The sequence below is a fragment of the Caballeronia sp. 11_S32 genome, assembly GCF_056930355.1.
On sequence record NZ_JBXOWH010000005.1, the window covers coordinates 787,570 to 804,696 of the forward strand.

The 17,127-nt window shown below is 64.4% G+C and carries 13 protein-coding genes; 1 reads left to right on the forward strand and 12 read right to left on the reverse strand.

Annotation, left to right across the window (positions count from 1 at the left end; all coding sequences use genetic code 11):
- Nucleotides 1-20: 20 nt before the first annotated feature.
- From AC1Z32_RS38140 to AC1Z32_RS38175, 8 genes are all read right to left on the reverse strand, one after another.
- Nucleotides 21-1,163, reverse strand: coding sequence for a Re/Si-specific NAD(P)(+) transhydrogenase subunit alpha (locus tag AC1Z32_RS38140; RefSeq protein WP_483484026.1), 1,143 nt, complete (start codon nt 1,161-1,163; stop codon nt 21-23).
- Nucleotides 1,164-1,165: 2 nt separating this feature from the next.
- Nucleotides 1,166-2,896: an IlvD/Edd family dehydratase gene (locus AC1Z32_RS38145; RefSeq protein ID WP_483484027.1), complete on the reverse strand. Its 1,731-nt coding sequence runs from the start codon at nt 2,894-2,896 to the stop codon at nt 1,166-1,168.
- Nucleotides 2,897-3,630: 734 nt separating this feature from the next.
- Nucleotides 3,631-5,091 carry an NAD-dependent succinate-semialdehyde dehydrogenase gene (locus tag AC1Z32_RS38150; protein ID WP_483484028.1) on the reverse strand — a complete coding sequence of 487 codons (1,461 nt, stop codon included), beginning with the start codon at nt 5,089-5,091 and terminating at the stop codon, nt 3,631-3,633.
- 19 nt (nt 5,092-5,110) lie between these two features.
- Complete coding sequence (locus AC1Z32_RS38155) at nt 5,111-7,027, reverse strand: thiamine pyrophosphate-dependent enzyme (protein ID WP_483484029.1); 1,917 nt, start codon at nt 7,025-7,027, stop codon at nt 5,111-5,113.
- A 110-nt stretch (nt 7,028-7,137) separates the two neighbouring features.
- Nucleotides 7,138-8,160: a xanthine dehydrogenase family protein molybdopterin-binding subunit gene (locus AC1Z32_RS38160; protein ID WP_483484030.1), complete on the reverse strand. Its 1,023-nt coding sequence runs from the start codon at nt 8,158-8,160 to the stop codon at nt 7,138-7,140.
- Between the two features lie 13 nt (nt 8,161-8,173).
- A complete protein-coding gene (locus AC1Z32_RS38165) occupies nt 8,174-10,141 on the reverse strand; it encodes a molybdopterin-dependent oxidoreductase (protein WP_483484031.1) in 1,968 nt (655 codons plus the stop codon).
- Nucleotides 10,134-11,042 carry an FAD binding domain-containing protein gene (locus tag AC1Z32_RS38170; RefSeq protein WP_483484032.1) on the reverse strand — a complete coding sequence of 303 codons (909 nt, stop codon included), beginning with the start codon at nt 11,040-11,042 and terminating at the stop codon, nt 10,134-10,136. Before AC1Z32_RS38170 ends, AC1Z32_RS38165 begins: the two co-directional genes overlap by 8 nt.
- Nucleotides 11,043-11,059: 17 nt before the next feature.
- A complete protein-coding gene (locus AC1Z32_RS38175) occupies nt 11,060-12,208 on the reverse strand; it encodes a zinc-dependent alcohol dehydrogenase (RefSeq protein ID WP_483484033.1) in 1,149 nt (382 codons plus the stop codon).
- Nucleotides 12,209-12,554: 346 nt separating this feature from the next.
- On the opposite strand from AC1Z32_RS38175, the gene AC1Z32_RS38180 reads away from it, so the two are divergent.
- Nucleotides 12,555-13,457, forward strand: a complete 903-nt coding sequence (locus AC1Z32_RS38180; RefSeq protein WP_483484034.1) for a LysR family transcriptional regulator — start codon at nt 12,555-12,557, stop codon at nt 13,455-13,457.
- Nucleotides 13,458-13,460: 3 nt separating this feature from the next.
- On the opposite strand, the gene AC1Z32_RS38185 is transcribed toward AC1Z32_RS38180, so the two are convergent.
- The 4 genes from AC1Z32_RS38185 to AC1Z32_RS38200 form a co-directional block, all read right to left on the reverse strand.
- A complete protein-coding gene (locus AC1Z32_RS38185; protein ID WP_483484035.1) occupies nt 13,461-14,384 on the reverse strand; it encodes an SMP-30/gluconolactonase/LRE family protein in 924 nt (307 codons plus the stop codon).
- Between the two features lie 18 nt (nt 14,385-14,402).
- Nucleotides 14,403-15,413: an ABC transporter substrate-binding protein gene (locus tag AC1Z32_RS38190; RefSeq protein WP_483484036.1), complete on the reverse strand. Its 1,011-nt coding sequence runs from the start codon at nt 15,411-15,413 to the stop codon at nt 14,403-14,405.
- Nucleotides 15,414-15,481: 68 nt separating this feature from the next.
- Nucleotides 15,482-16,324, reverse strand: coding sequence for a fumarylacetoacetate hydrolase family protein (locus AC1Z32_RS38195; protein ID WP_483484037.1), 843 nt, complete (start codon nt 16,322-16,324; stop codon nt 15,482-15,484).
- A gap of 13 nt (nt 16,325-16,337) precedes the next feature.
- Nucleotides 16,338-17,093 (reverse strand): SDR family NAD(P)-dependent oxidoreductase, encoded by a 756-nt coding sequence (locus tag AC1Z32_RS38200; protein WP_483484038.1) that lies wholly within the window; start codon nt 17,091-17,093, stop codon nt 16,338-16,340.
- Nucleotides 17,094-17,127: the final 34 nt, after the last annotated feature.

Consider the following 17,127-nt stretch of genomic DNA (forward strand, 5'->3'; position numbering starts at 1 on the left):
CTCATTTCAAAGTGACGGAATCATTCGGCGAGCGTCGCGACGCTGGCTGCCTGGCCTTCGCCATCGGCGGGCGGCTGAAGCACGCATGCCTTGACGATTTCATCGTCGAGGTCGAGCTTGTACTGGCCTTCCTTGTCGAAGATGAGCTTCGTGAAATCGAGCACGTTGCGCGCGTAGAGCGCGGAGGCATCGGCGGCGACCATCGCGGGCAGGTTCGTATGGCCGATGATCGTCACCTCGTGCGCAACGATCACGCGGTCCGCTTCGGTCAGCGGACAATTGCCGCCGGCGGCCGCCGCGAGATCCACGATTACGGAGCCCGCCTTCATCGACTTCACCATGTCTTCCGTCACGAGCACGGGCGCGCGCCGGCCGGGAATGAGCGCCGTCGTCACGATGATGTCGGCGATCTTCGCGCGTTCCGCGACGAGCGCGGCCTGGCGTTGCAGCCACGCGGCGGGCATTGGACGCGCGTAGCCGCCGACGCCCTTCGCAATCTCTTCTTCCTCGGGCGTTTCGAACGGCACGTCGACGAACTTGCCGCCGAGCGATTCGATCTGCTCCTTCACGGCGGGCCGCACGTCCGAGGCTTCCACCGTTGCGCCGAGACGCTTCGCGGTAGCGATCGCCTGCAAGCCTGCGACGCCCGCGCCTAGCACGAGCACGCGCGCCGCTTTCACCGTGCCGGCCGCGGTCATCAGCATCGGGAAGAAGCGCGGATAGTGATTCGCCGCGATCATCACGGCCTTGTATCCGGCGATGTTCGCCTGCGACGAGAGCACGTCCATGCTTTGCGCGCGCGTCACGCGCGGTGCGGCTTCGAGCGCGAAGCCGGTGACGCCCGCATTGGCGAGACGCGCGACGCTTTCGCCGTTCTTCGGATCGAGCATGCCGACCACCAGCGCGCCGCGCGTCAGATGCGAAGCTTCTGCTTCGCTCGGCGCGCGTACCTTGAGCACGAGCTCGGCGGCGAGCGCTTCGATGTCGTCGCACAATGCGGCGCCTGCGATGACGTAGGCTTCGTCGGTAAACGCGGCGTGCCTGCCCGCGGCACGCGCGATGCGCACGCTATGTCCTTGCGCGATGTACTTCTTCACGGTTTCGGGCGATGCCGCAACGCGCGTCTCGCCGCTTGCCGTTTCAGTCGGAATGCCGATCAGCATGGTCAGCTCTCTTGAGTCGATGAGCAATCTTTGGCAGCCTGCAGGAAGTCGAAATCGCAGCCGGCGTCGGCTTGCAGGACGTGCTCCTGATATAGCTTTTGATAGCCGCGCAGCACGCGCTTCGGCGGCTTTACATCGATTGCGCGGCGCTTGAGTTCGGCTTCGTCGACGAGCAGATCGACGCGCCGCTCGCGCACCGACAGGCGAATGCGGTCGCCGTTGCGCACGAGTCCGATGGGTCCGCCGAGCGCCGCCTCGGGCGTCACGTGCAGCACGATGGTTCCGTACGCGGTGCCGCTCATGCGCGCGTCGGAAATGCGCAGCATGTCTTTCACGCCTTGTTGCGCGAGCTTCTTCGGAATCGGCAGATAGCCCGCTTCGGGCATGCCGGTGCCGCTGGCGGGACCGGCGTTTTGCAGCACGAGGATGTCGTTGGCGTTGACATCCAGTTCGGGATCGTCGATGCGCGCAGCCAGGTCTTCGAGCGACGTGAACACGACTGCGCGGCCTTCCTGTTCGAAGAGCGCTTTGTCGGCGGCGGAGCGCTTGAGGATCGCGCCGCGCGGGGCGAGCGAGCCGAACAGCGCGACGAGGCCGCCTTGCGGCTCGACCGGCTCCGACGCCTTCTTCACGATGCGATGATCGACCCACGCCTCCCGCTCCGCCGCAATGCGTTCGCCGAGTGTTTCGCCGGTGACGGTCATCGCATCGAGATGCAGTTGCGGTTCGAGCTCGCGCAGCACGGCCGTCATGCCGCCCGCCGCGAAGAAGTCTTCCATGTAGTTCTCGCCGGTCGGCTTGAGGTTGACGAGAACGGGAGTTTCATCGGAGATCGCGTTGAGGCGCTTCAACGAAACGGGGATGCCGAGCCGTCCCGCGACGGCGGTGAGATGGATGATCGCGTTGGTCGATCCGCCGATGGCGAGCAGCACACGCAATGCGTTTTCGACCGACTTCGGCGTGATGATCTGACTCGGTCGCAGCGGCTCGCTGATGAGTTGCACGGCGCGCGCGCCACTCGCCTCGGCCGCCCGGATGCGGTCCGCATGCACGGCGGGAATCGCGGCGGTGCCCGGCAGCGACATGCCGAGCGTTTCGGCGATGCAGGCCATCGTGCTTGCGGTGCCCATCACGGCGCAGGTGCCTGCGGTTGTCGCGAGCCGCCCTTCGACCTGATCGATTTCCTCCCCGCTGATTTCATTCGCGCGGAACTTGCCCCAGAAGCGGCGGCAATCCGTGCATGCGCCGAGACGTTCGCCCTGATGACGTCCGGTCATCATCGGACCGACGACGAGCTGCACGGCGGGGATATCGGCGGCTGCGGCGCCCATCAGCTGGGCGGGCACGGTCTTGTCGCAACCGCCGATCAGCACGACGGAATCCATCGGCTGCGCGCGCAGCATTTCCTCGACGTCCATGCTCATCAGATTGCGGAACATCATCGAAGTCGGATTCAGAAAGACTTCGCCTAGCGATATCGTCGGGAAGTCGATTGGCAGGCCGCCTGCCGCGAGCACGCCGCGCTTCACCGCTTCGACCAGTTCGGGCATCGCGCGATGGCAATTATTGAAGCCCGAGCCGCTGGAAGCGATGCCGACGATCGGCTTCTTGAGCATGTCGGTTGAATAGCCCATCGACTTGGCGAACGAGCGGCGCAGGTAGAGGGCGAAGCCGCGATCCCCGTAGTTCGTAAGGCCTTTGGACAGGCCAATGTCCTTCTTGTCTTGCGACATGCTGTCTCCTGAATTGCTTTACTTTGCTTTGCTTTCGTTTGCTTTCGTTTGCTTGCTGGGGCTTCTATGGAATTCCCGATTTCGCGTCGGTCTATTTGCTCTGCCCCTGTGCGGGGCGGCAGTCACTTTCTTTGCTGCTGCAAAGAAAGTAACCAAAGAAACAGCTATCCCCATCCAAAGTACTTCACACCGGCCCCGGCACAGAAGAACGGCTGTGGTCCGGCAGTAGCGAGTGCCCTCACAGGTCTAACCGGGCTTGGATCGCGCACGGTCTGTCACATCGCACCACTCAACTGACTGGTAAGGCGCGAAATAGCTCCAGCCCGCTTCGCGGCCGACCGGTCCATCGGGTCGGCGCACACTTCTTTGCTAACGCTTCCATCTCACTGCATTCGCCTACCGTTGGTTTCCCTTGCACACCGTTCGGCAGCGCGTAGCGCTGTGCCGGAACTATTTCGTGCTGAACCAGCGCGCTATAACTTCTAGCTTGTCAGACCGTGCGCGGTCCAAGCCCGGTTAGACCTACGAGGGCACTCGCTACTGCCGGACCACTTGCTATCTTCTGTGCCGGGGCCGGCTTGAAGCACTTTGGATGGGGATAGCTGTTTCTTTGGTTACTTTCTTTGCAGCAGCAAAGAAAGTGACTGCCGCCCCGCATAGGGGCAGAGCTAATAGACCGACGCGAAATCAGGATTTCACGAAAGCCCCAGCGCAAGCCCCAACCAACCCAAACCTCAAACCAACCGCGTACGAATGTACTTAGCCTCGAGATAATCGCGAATTCCGAGCGAACCGCCTTCACGTCCCATGCCGCTTTCCTTGACACCGCCAAACGGCGCCTCCGCACATGCGAGCAGCATTTCATTCACCCCAACCATCCCGCATTCGAGCGCTTCCGCGGCAAGCGTCGAAGTCTTGAGCGAAGAAGAGAACACATAACCCGCAAGTCCAAAAGGCACGGAATTAGCCGCCTCGATGGCTTCATCGAAATCGCTGAAACGCGTGATCGGCGCGATAGGAACAAAAGGCTCATCGCGCATGATTCGCGCATGCGAAGGCACATCCGCGAGCACGGTAGGCTCGAAGAAATAGCCACGCCGATGCGTCTCCGGCCGCCCGCCGCCCGCGAGCAATCGCGCGCCACATGAAAGTGCATCGGCGACCAATGCCTCCGCGTGCTTCAACCCGCGCGCATTCGCAAGCGGCCCGATTTCGCTCGAGGAATCACTCCCGGGACCAATCGCAAGCTTCTTCGCGAACTGCGCGAATGCCTCGCAAAACGGCTCATAAACGCGCTCATGCACGAAGAACCGCGACGGCGAAATGCACACTTGCCCGCAATTGCGAAACTTCGCGCGCGCCACGGTCTCAGCAGCCCATTGCGGATCAACATCGTCGAACACGATCACCGGCGCGTGCCCGCCCAATTCCATCGATACCTTCTTGATGCCGTCCGCCGCGAGACGAAGTATCGACTTGCCGACTTCCGTCGATCCGGTCAGCGTGACCTTGCGCACGATCGGCGACGCAATCAGATACCGCGAAATCAGCGACGAATCGCCCGTGACGAGATTGAGCACGCCCGCGGGCAGACCCGCGTCGTGGCACGCCTGCACGAGCGCCATGCACGAACCGGGCGCCTCGCTAGCGGGCTTCACGATCACGCTGCAACCTGCACCGAGCGCCGCCGCGATCTTGCGCGCGGGCAAGAGCGCCGGAAAATTCCACGCGGAAAATGCGGCTACGACGCCCACAGGTTCATAACGCACCTGCATGCGCACATCGGAGCTGCGGCCTTCTATCGTCTGGCCGTAAATGCGCTTCGTCTCTTCCGCGTACCACTCGAACTGATCGGCGGCAGCCTGCGTCTCGCCTCGCGACTCCGCAAGCGGCTTGCCGGTCTCCGCCGTCATCAGCGCGGCAATCTCCTCGGCGCGCTCGCGAATCACCGACGACGTACGCCGCAACACCGTCGCGCGGTCCCAAGGCGACGTGGCGCGCCATGCGGCGAGACCGAACGCCGCGCTTTGCAAGGCGTCGTCGAGATCGCTCTCGTCGGCCGCGGGAATCAGGCCGACGATCTCCTCCGTCGAAGGATCGATGACTTCACGGGTCGCCAGCGCGCGCGCCTGACGCCACTCGCCGTCGATATAAAGACCGTAATCGCGGTACAGACCAATTTGTTCGCGCTTCAAGATGTCTCTCCGATGATCGTCAGATGGTGGCCGACAGATAGCGGCGCTCCACGTCGCCGCACCAGTTGCCGACGTTCCAGGAACCGTATGCGCCGAGTCCGCCGCGCGGGTCCTCGCCCGCATAGACAGGCACGTGGACGACGCACAACCCGTCCTGCGCATGCGCCGCTTCGAGCGCCTTCTTGAGCGATGCGCGATCGAAGCCGCCTTCGAACGCCTTCACGCCCGCAATGCTCGATGCAAGCCGCGCATAATCGACCGCGACGCTATCGTTCGTTTTGAAATCGATGCCGTATTGCGCGTGCTGAAGACTCGAGATCGCGGCCATGCGGCGGTTGTCGAAGATGACGATCGTGCCGCGCGCGCCGTGTTCCACCGCGCTGATGAGCGCCTGCGGATTCATCATGAACGAGCCGTCGCCCGTGAACGCGACGCCATAGCGCGGCGCGCGCGCAAGTCCGTTCGCGATCAGCGCGCATGTGGCGAAGCCCATGTACGACGCGCCGGTTTCGGTGAAGGTCTGATAAGGCGCATCGTCCTCGACGGTCTGAAAGCCGTTCGCCTGCACATCGCCCGCATCGAAGAACTTGATCGCATCGATGCGTTTCGCGAAGTCGCAGACCGTCTTGATCGCGGCGGGCTGGGTCAGCACCGGACGGTTCCACACTGCGTCGCGAAGTTGTTGAACGTCCTGACGCGCCGCGAGAAAGCCCTTCCATTCGCGCTTCTTCTCCTCGCATTCACGCAGCCACGCGAGCTTCATCGTGCGATCGGTGCCGTTGCGGCGCTCGCGGATCGCCTCCAGCAGTTGCCCGATGACGAGACCGATATCGCCCGGCAGCGCGACCGTCGCGTTGTAGTGCGAGACATCGGCCGTATCGCCGTTGATGTTGATGACCGCTTCCGCGCGCGGATAGCCGATGCCCGAGCAATCGGCCTGACACACCGCGCGCGAGCCGATCACGATCAGCAGCTCGCCGCGCGACATCGCATGATTGCCGCTGATGGAGCCCTTCGAACCGCCGACGTGCATGTTCTGCGGATGCGCGTCCGGCAACACGCCCGTCGATCCAGGCGACAGCACGACTGCCGCGCCCGTCGCTTCGGCGAGCGCGCGCACTTCGCCTGCGAATGCACGCGCGCCGCCGCCGGCCTTGATGACGATCTTCTGATGCAGGCTCACGAGCCGCGCGGCCTCCGAGAGTGCCGCCGCATCGCCGACGATCTGGCGCGGGAGCTTCATGCGCTGCGGCAGCGCGAGCAGGTTGAGCGATTCGATGATGCGCGGCTGCGCATCGAGCGGCAGCAGCAGATAGAACGGCCCCGCCTTCACCGGATGATGCACGCAATGCGTGCCGCGCCTCAACGCATCGCGGATCGCCTCGGGCGTGTGCAGCACGTAGGACTGGCCCATCAGCGCGGTCATCTGTCCATAGATGTGCTGTTGCGGCTTTGGCACCTGCTGCATGTTGTAGCCTTCGCCGTACGTCGTTTCATCGCCATAAACGTGATAGACGCCGACGCCGTTGCTCGCCGCCGCGAGCGATCCGGCCATCGCCTGCAATCCGCCCGGGCCGATGGACGTCACGACCGCGCACGTCTCGCGATACACCCATGCGAGCGCGGTCCCCGCATGCGCCATTTCCACTTCGTTGCGGAAGTTGAAGACCTGCGTCGCGCCGGCGTCGGTATAGATGCGCAGGACTTCGCCGAGATCCGTGGAGCCGTGACCGAAGATCGCGAGAAACTTGCTTACGCCCTGACGCAGAAATCCGAGCACGAGCGCTTCCGAAAGCGTCACGCTCACTTCGCGCGGCATCGCGCCGCGCGCAATGGCGCCTTCGATGCTGCCCGCCGCGACGATCGCGGCCGCGCGATGCGCCGCGCCCGCGAGGCCAGGCAGATGAGTCGGCGGCAGTTCGGTCGTCTGATTCATGCTTCGCTCCTGTTGATCGCGACGTATTTCGAGGATGAGTTGCGCCGGGCCGCTTCGCATGAGCGGCCATCGGCTGTGATCGGTTTGAATCGGTTTGAAGCGGAAAAGCGCTATGCGACTTTGCGCTGCGGTGCGCGCTCTTGTCGTTCGCGCTTGTCGCGCAGGGCTTCGAGCACGCGTTCGGGGGTCGCCGGCAGATGCGTCATGCGTACGCCGATGGCGTCGTAGATCGCATTGCAGATGGCGGGCGCGGTCGGCGTGAGACACGGCTCGCCGATGCCCTTCACGCCGAGCGGCGTATTCGGGTCCGGCTCGTCGATGAGAATCGAGGTCACGTGCGGCACGTCGAGTGCGGTCGGCAGGATGTATTTCGCGAAAGCGGGCGTCGTCGTGTGGCCGTCGCGCTGTTCGTACGCCTCCATCAGCGCATGGCCGACGCCCATCGCCACGCCGCCTTCGATCTGTCCTTCCACTTGCTGCGGATTCACCACGCGCCCCACGTCGTGCGCGGCCCATACGCCGAGGACCTGCACTTCGCCGGTGTCGTCGTCGACTTCGACTTCGGCGATCTGCGTGCCGAATACATAGCTGCGCCAGGGCGTGGCCTCGCCGGTCTCCGGATGCAGCGTCGTATGCGCCGATGTGAAGAGACCGCTGCCCACGATCACGATGCCACGCTCCTTCTTGAGCACGTGTACCGCGTGATCGAGCGTCATGCGCTTGCTCGGCGAACCTTCCACCCAGACGTTGCCCGCACGCGCGGTGATCGAGCTCGATGCGACGCCCCAGTAGGCTGCCATCGCATCGGCGAACTTGCCGAATGCCTCCTGGCAGGCGACCGCAACCGCGTTGCCGATCATGTAGGTCATGCGCGTCGCGCCCGCGTGGGCGGCTTCGGGAACACGGGCGGTGTCGTTGTCGCCGAGCACGACGTCTTGCGGGCGCACGCCGGTTTGTGCTGCCGCGATCTGACACAGGCCCGTCAGCACGCCTTCGCCGATTTCAGTGACTCCGGTGGCGATCTTCAACGTTCCGCCGTCGTCATACTCCACCCACACGGCAGCACGATCCATCGCCGCCGTGCGCGCGATGCCGTACCAGCCGCATGCGATGCCTCTTCCTCTGCGTTTCATCGCAATACTCTCCTTAACTTTGCGACGCGGTGGCCGCGAGCGCATCGATGAAGTTCTCAAGGCGCACACCCGGCTCACACGAAGGCCGCGTGCCTTCACGACCGAGATCGTCGCGTTCCTTCTCACCGCGCCCCGCGCGATACGTCACGCCTTCGTGCCAGCCCGCCGACGCGATGGCGCCATCGAGACATGCGCTCGCCAACACGCGATCGAGCTGCTGTCCGGTATGTGTCACCGCTCCGTCCTGCATCAGGTTCACGCGCCGCAACGCGATGGGATCCATGCCGAGCCGCTCCGCGCAAAGGTCGAGATGCGACTCCGTGGCAAACTCCGACTGATACGCGCCGAATGCACGGAACGCACCGCTCGGCGTGTTGTTCGTATAGACGGCGATGGCATCGACCCAGACATTCGGAATCGCGTAAGGCCCGGGGCCGAGAATCGCGGACTTGTTCATCACGCCCGGCGAGGACATCGCATACGCGCCGCCGTCGGCGATCATCTTCATTTCCGTCGCGACAATGCGTCCGTTGCGCTTCAAACCCATCCTGTAGCGAATGGTGAACGGATGCCGCTTCGCGCTCGCGATAAAGCTTTCCTCGCGCGTGAACACATAGCGCACCGGCTTGCGGGTCTTGATCGCCGCTAAAGCGAGCATGCCCTGATACAGCATGTCCTCCTTGCCGCCGAAGCCGCCGCCCACGGTGCTCATGATCATGCGCACCTTGTTGATGGGACGACCGAGAATCTTCGCGAGCATATGCCGATGATGCGTGATGTTCTGGCTCGGCGAGTGCACCGTGACGCAGCCGTCCGCTTCGACATAGGCGAGCCCGGCTTCGGGTTCGAGATAGGCATGCTCGACCGCCGACGTGCGATACGTCTCCTCGACGACGATGTCGGCTTCCCTGAAGCCCGCTTCGATGTCACCCTTGCGGATCTTCGTGTGCTTGCAGATATTGTTCGGCGCGAAGTCATGCAGTTGCGGCGCGTTGTCGCGCAGCGCAATCTCGGGATCGAACACGCCGTCGAGCAGCGAGTACGTCACGCGTAGTTGCGCCAGCGCGGCATGCGCAATCTCCGGCGTTTCCGCGACCACGGCCGCGATCGCCTCGCCCGTATGACGCACGACGCCCCGCGCCATCACCGGCTGGTCCTCGATGAACACGCCGAAGTTATCTATGCCCGGGACGTCGTCGCACGTAAGCACGGCTTCGACGCCAGGCAGCGCCTGCGCACGCGATGCATCGATACGCTCGATGCGCGCATACGGATGCGGGCTGCGCAACACCTGCATGTGCAGCATGTTGGGCATCCACATGTCGGCGGCGTATTTGATTGCACCCGAAACTTTCGCGGGCGCATCGAGCCTGCGCGTGCGCGCGCCGATGAACTGCTCCGTCTCCTCTTCATCGAGCGCGCTCTCGGGCTTCGTGCCGTTTATCACATCGCGCGCCAGTTCCACCGCATCGACGATCTTCTGATAGCCCGTACAGCGGCACACGTTGCCGCCGAGGCCTTCGCGAATCTCCGCGATGCTCGCATTCGGACGCTTTCTCAGCGTCGATGTCGCGGCCATCACCATGCCGGGAATGCAGTAGCCACACTGGCTCGAACCGCACTTGTGGAATGCGCGCTGCACGATGGTGAGGCCGGCGTCGCGATCGAGATCGTCGACGGTTTCGAGCGAGCGGCCCGCGATTTTCTGCACCGGCATCAGGCAGCTCTTGACGAGCGAACCATCGACGAACAGCGAGCACGTGCCGCATTCGCCCGAGCCGCAGCCTTCCTTGTTGCCCGTGAGCTTCAGCTCCTCACGCACGAAATCGATCACGCGATAGTGCACCGGCACCGCGCGCGCAACCTTGCGCCCGTTGACGGTCGCGTGAATCATCACGCGCGCTTCGTTGAGCGGATCGTAGTGGCAGGCTTCGCAGGGCTCCGCACTCACGCACGGCGCGACAGGCGTGGCATCAGACATTCGACATCTCCTTTTCCAGACGCTCGATGGGCGCGCCGGCACGGCGCAGCGCATCGATCAATCCGCGTTCGACGAAGTTCACGAGCACTTCGCGCCGGTAGGCCTGCCGGCTGCGCGAGCGCACACGGTCCGCAGTCAGCTCCGCGATATCGCGCACGCGCTGCGCATCGGGCCGTGTGCCTTCGAGCGTCTTCTCGATGTCCGCAAGACGTTGCGGCACAGGTCCGACCGCGCCGATCGCGATACGCACATCGGCGATCGCGCCGTTGGCGTCGAGCTTGACGAGCGCGGCCATGCATACCGTGGAGATGGCGAGCGAACGGCGATGCCCGACCTTCTCGAAGCTCGCGCCATAACCGGGCGTCGGATCGAACTCGACGCGCACGAGAATCTCGCGTGGCAGAAGCTGCGTCTTGCCGGGCCCCGTGATGAACTCCGCCAGCGACATGCGCCGCTCGACCACCTTGCCGCCGATGCGGCGCGCGAGCACGAGTTGCGCGTTGAGCGCGAGCAAGGCCGGCAATGAATCCCCCGCCGGCGACGCGTTGACGATGTTGCCGCCGAGCGTCGCCTGCTCACGGATCTGATCGTCGGCGAACCAGACGGCGCAGCGGCCCAGCACCTGCGCCTTCGCGACGAGGCGCGCATCCTCTTCGAACGAGATCAGCGGCACGGCAGCGCCGACCTGGATGCGGTCGCCCTCGTCGCTCACGATGCCGAGCTCGGCGATCGCGCTCACGTCGATGAGCGCGGGCAGATGCACGTCACCGGCGCGGCCTTCACGGGCCCACGGCAGGAGATCGGTCGCGCCCGCGACGATTCGCGCGCCGGGAATGCGGTCGAGCGCATCGAAAGCCTCGGCGAGGCTCGATGCGCTGACGTATTCGTCGTACGTCAGCATCGCTGTGTCCTCGCGCTTCAGCAGCCTTCGGGGTGATCGATCTTGACGACGACCTTGATTGCATCGTCGATACGCTCGCGGGCATAACGCAGCGCCTCGGGCACGTCCTTGAGCGCAAAGGTGTGCGTGTGAATCAGCTTCGCGTCGAAGCGCTTCTGCTTCATCAACTCGGCCGCGCGATGCGTCGCGCTCTTGCCCTCGCCGCGAATGCCGTAGAGATAGATGTTGTTGCGCACGAGCGCGGCGACGTCGATGGGCACCGGCTCCGACGGGAACGCGGCGAGACAGATGCGTCCGCCACGGCGCAGCATCAGCGCGGCATCGTTGACGGCGTTCGGCGCGCCCGAGCATTCGAGCACGTAATGCGCGCCGCCGTTGGTGTACTCGCGCACCTTCGCCACGGCGTCTTCGTTGCGCACGTTGATCGTGTGATCTGCGCCGAGACGCTTGCCCATTTCCAGACGATTGTCGCGCGTGCCGGTGAGGATGACTTCGCTTGCGCCCAGTGCCTTCGCAACACCCACGCCCATGAGACCGATCGGCCCCGGCCCCATCACCACGACAGACTGGCCGGCGATCAGCCCCGCCGTGACATCGAGGCCGTACATCGCGGTGCCGGCCGTCACGATGAGCGTTGCTTCTTCGTCGCTCATTTCATCGGCGACATGCACGAGCGTGTTGACGTTGTTGATCGCATATTGCGCGAAGCCGCCATCGGTCGTGAAGCCGTTCGCGCGATGACCCTTGTTCATGTCGCCGTAGTTCTTGCCGTAGTTCAGGCACGACGTGTACATGCCTTCGCGGCAACGCTCGCAGCGCCCGCATCCCGCATGCACTTCGACGGCGACGCGATCACCGATCTTGTATTCATCGACGCCCGGCCCTAGCCTGACGACGGTGCCCATGTATTCGTGGCCCGGCGTGAAGTTCTTGTTGAACGGCAAGCCGCCCTGAATCTGCGCGGGCGGGCCGCGATGAATGATCTCCAGATCGGTCGCGCACACGGCGATGGCGTCGATGCGCACGAGCACTTCGGCCGGGCCGGGCTGCGGCACGGGTTTTTCATTGAGCGAAAGCTGATTCGGGTCGCCCAGCACCCAGGCCTGCATCGTGGAAGGAATGTTGAACGAAGCCTTCTCGAAGGCGGGTTCGGTGACCATGTTCATCCGGCGTCTCCAGCGTGTTCAAGGGAGCGGCCGCAGGTGCGGCCACGTGAATATCGCTTGCGCCGGCGGGCTTGTTTGCCTCGTGCGCATCGCGTTGAACCCACTTTGCGGGACCCGGAAAGGCCGGTCAAGCGAACAGGACGACGTTCATGGATGGCTGCAAGAAGTCCGTTGAATTGTCCAAGTCGGGGATGTCTGCATATGCCGAGCGCGGGAAAACCCGCAGACGTGAAGACCTGGAGACCGGTTCGCGCCGCTCGAATTTTTGCACTTGCAACTGACCCCATGCATACTTTCGCTTCACACGAAAGCACCGCGGCGAGAAGACCGCGCCCCCGGAGACTCAATGCGTTTCGATCTGCAGTCGCTGAAATTGTTCGTCGCGGTCTGCGAGCACGGCAGCATTGCCCGCGCGGCAGAAGCCGAAAATATCGCGCCTTCCGCTCTCAGCAAGCGCATGTCCCATCTCGAGGACACCCTCAAGACCGCCCTCTTCGTGCGGAGCAACAAGGGGCTGGAACTGACGGCCGCGGCGGCGGCCCTCTTGCAGCACGCCCGGGTGCTTCTGCGCGACATCCAGCAGATGGAGAGCGAGCTACTCGACCATGCCGAGGGCGTGCGCGGACAGATCCGGCTGCATGCCAGCCTCTCCACCATCGTGCAGTACATCGCCAATGACATCCGCGTGTTTCTGGAGCTGCACCCGGGGCTGCGCATCGATCTCCAGGAAAGCCTGAGCCCGGCGGTGGTCCGCGCCGTGGCCGAGAATACGGCCGACATCGGCGTGTTCGGCGGCACGACCGTGACCACTGGCCTGCAGGTCTATCCGTACCGCAGCGACCGGCTGGTCGTCATCATGCCGCCCGATCATCCGCTCAGCGGGGCCGGCCGGGTGACTTTCCGCGAGATGGCCGAATATCCGCTGGTGGGGCCGCAAGTGGGCAGCTATCTGAATTCGCTGGTGCTGCGCGCGGCGGCCGATCTGGATCACCCGCTCAAGCTGTCGATCCGGGTCAATGGTTTCGAGCCGGTGCGCAGCATGGTGGAGGCCCGCCTCGGCATCGGGCTGGTGCCCGAGCATCATGCCGAGCGCTATGTCAGCTCGGCGCCGTTGGTCGCCGTTCCGCTCGACGAACCGTGGGCGGAGCGCCATTGGAAGATCTGCGTGCGCGAGGCCGAGTCGCTTCCCGCACCCGTTCAGCTCTTTCTCGATCATCTGCTCGCAAGCCACGATGCAGCGCGCGCCTAGCGGTCACGAATAAGCCGGCTTCAACCCGGCCTGCGGCCAGGGCAGCACCGCGAGACGACCGGTGCCCGACAGCGTGAGGTACGCCGTCCTCATGTCGGCGCCACCGAAGCAGATGTTGGTCACCATGCCGTCCGGCACCATCACCTGCCGCAGCACCTCGCCAGAGGGCGCGACCACGGTGATGCAGCCGGTGACCAGCGTCGCCACGCAGATATTGCCCTCCGCGTCCACTGCCAGGCTGTCGAAGCGCTGGTAACCCGGCAACCCGCACACCAGGCGCCCGCCATGCGGGGACGGGTAAGGGTGCTTGCGCGCCCGGCCCGGCGCCTCCAGATCGAACGCCCACAGGCGCGCGGTCTCGGTCTCCGCCACATAGACCACACTTCCGTCGGGCGACAGGCCGACGCCATTCGCCGTGGTGAGCGGGTACGCGACTTCGACGATCATCGATCCGTCGGCGCGTCCGTAATAGAGGCCCGCGTGATCGCGGTCGCGCAGCCGGTTCTTTCCGAAGTCGGTGAAATAGAAACCGCCGTCGTGGTCGAACACGATGTCGTTGGGACCGGACAGCGGATAGTCGCCGCAGCGGTCGTACAGCGTGGTCAGCGCGCCTGTCCGCGGGTCGAAGCGCTCGATACGGCCGCTCGTATAACGCGGATGCACGCCCGGCCTGGTGCGCTTGAGCCCGGCGACGGTACGGAACAGGAAGCCTCCGTTGTTGCAGATATAGAAGGCGCCATCCGGACCCAGCGCCAGACCGTTCGGCCCGCCGCCCACCTCGGCGAGCACGCTCACCGTGCCGTCGGCGGTCACGCGGCTGATGGTCTCGCGCTCGATTTCGACCAGCACGACCGAGCCATCGGGCATCGCCACGGGCCCTTCGGGAAATTTCAGGCCTTCGGCCATGATGCGGATGCCGCTTTCCATCGTTGCTCTCCTCGCCAGTCAGCGCTTGCCGGCATTCTCGACAAAGCGATTGTCGTACGTGGCCTTCAGATCGATCGAGGCTTTGCCGATTTCCGGATCGAAGGCGGCCAGCACGTCGTGCACCGTATGCGCCGCGGCATCCGTCATCAGGCCGTCGCGAGAAATGCATTGCTGCATATTGGCGTAGGCGCGGGCGAAGACATCCTTCTCGGCGAGCGCGTATTGCGGCGGCACGGCCGCGGCAACCTGCTCGGGCGTCGCGTGGGCCATCCAGCGCTCGGCCTCCAGAACGGCATTCGTCACCGCTTGCACGGTGTTCGGATATTTGGCGGCGAAGTCCCTGGTGGTGTAGATGGCAGCTTCAGGATAATCACCGCCCAGCGTTGCGCGGGTGCCGGCCGGATCACGCATCACGGCCAGCGGGAACAGATCTCCACTGCCCTGCAGCACGGTCGCGACCGGGTCGTTGCTCATCAATGCGTCGATCTGCCCGCTGCGCGCCGCGGCAATCGCGCCTGCGGACGATCCCACGCCGATGATGGACACATCGCCCGGCTTCACCCCGGCCTTGCTCAGCAGATAATTGACGCCCATATGGAAGCTCGAACCGGGCGAGCTCACGCCGATGCGCATGCCCTTGAGGTCCGCATACGTCTTGACCTTGTCGTGGCTGGCGCGCGTCACGCCGAACACCCAGCCGGGGCAGGACGCCAGGGTCACGAACGACACCAGCTTCTGTCCTTTGGCCGCCATCGTGATCGTGTTGGAATAAGCCCCCGCCACGATATCGGCGCTGCCGCCCATCATGGCCTGCAACGCCTTCGCGCCGCCGCTGAACACGCCGATCTCGATGTCCAGCCCGGCCTGCTTGAAGTATCCCCGGCTGTCCGCGATGATGAACGGCAGATAGGGAAAGCCGACGCCCGCGGCTGCCAGATGGAGCCTGGGTTTCTCCGGCACGGGAGCGGCCGCCGCGCTGGCGGCCGATGCGTTCACGAGGGCCGCGCAGATGGCGAGTACCGGCCACACCAGCCTGAGCCTTCTCACAATGATTAGTCTCCTGTCCTTGTTTTCTGCGCGGGCGCGGCCCGGCGCATTCAGCCCTGTACGACGTTCTGGCGTTGCTGACCCAGGCCCTCGATCCCGAGCGTCACGACATCGCCCGGCTTCAGGTACACGGGTGGCTTCAGCCCCAGCCCGACGCCCGGCGGCGTGCCCGTCGAAATGATGTCGCCGGGCTGCAACGACATGAACTGCGACAGGTAAGCCACCAGGTAACGCACGCCGTACACCATCGTAGCGGTGCTGCCGTTCTGGTAACGATGGCCGTTGACCTCCAGCCACAGCGGCAGCGACTGCGGATCGGGCACCTCGTCGATGGTCACGAGCCATGGTCCGGTCGGGCCGAAGGTGTCGGCCGATTTGCCCTTGGTCCACTGCCCCTCACGCTCGGCCTGAAACGCCCGCTCGGATACGTCGTTGATGACACAGTAGCCGGCGACGTGATCCATCGCATCGTGTTCGCTCACGTATTTGGCGGGCTTGCCGATGACGACGCCCAGCTCGACCTCCCAGTCCGTCTTGAGCGAGTCGCGCGGAATCTCGATCGTATCGTTCGGGCCGACGATCGCACTCGTGGCCTTCATGAAGATGATCGGCTCCGGCGGCACCGTGGCACCGGTCTCCGCGGCATGGTCGGAGTAATTCAGGCCTATGCAGATGAACTTGCCCGTGCCGCTCACGCAGGCGCCCAGACGCGGCTTGCCTTCCACCCGTGGCAACGATTTTGGATCGAGCGCATTCAGCCGGGCGAGGCTGTCGGGCAGCAGGACATCGCCGGCAATGTCGGCCACGTGGCCCGAGAGGTCCCGCAGGATTCCATCGGCATCGAGGAGACCCGGCTTCTCGCCGCCTGGCGGACCGTAACGTAACAGCTTCATGTATGTGCTCGTCTCAGTAGGTGGCACGTCCGCCGGACAGATCGAAAACCGCGCCCGTGGTGAACGAATTCTCTTCGCTGGCAAGCCAGGCGATCATTGCAGCCGCTTCATCGAGTTCGAGGAACCGGCCGCGCGGAATCTTGCCCAGCATGTATTTGATATGCTCGGGCGCCTGCTCCATCGCGCCGGGCGTCCGCGCGACGGCGGGCGTGACGCAGTTCACCGCGATATCGTGGCTCGCCAGCTCTTTGCCCAGCGACTTGGTCATGGCGATGACGGCAGCCTTCGCCGAACTATAGGCCGCCGCATTCGGGTTGCCTTCCTTGCCGGCGATCGAGGCAAGATTCACGATGCGGCCGTAGTTCTGGCCGATCATGACCGGCGCCACCGCGCGGCAGCAATGGAAGGTGCCGTTGACGTCGATGTCGATCACCTGTTTCCACACGTCGATGGGGTAGTCGATCAACGTGGCATTGGGACCGACGATCGCCGCGTTATTGATCAGGATATCGATACGCCCGTCCGCTTTCAGCGTCCCCGCCACGGCGGTCTGCACGCTCGCGTAGTCTGCAATGTCGACACGCTCGAAATGGACATCGTGCTCGCGCAGTTCGGCACGCGCCTGCTCCATGCCCGCGGGATCGATGTCCCAGATCGCGAGCCGCGCGCCGGAGGCCAGCAGCCGGCGGCCGACCTCCAGGCCAATGCCCTGCGCGCCGCCGGTCACCACGGCGACGCGGTCCTTCAGATTGATCGCGTTGATCTGCAAAATGGTTTCCTCAAAGTAAGCGCTTCAATCGGCG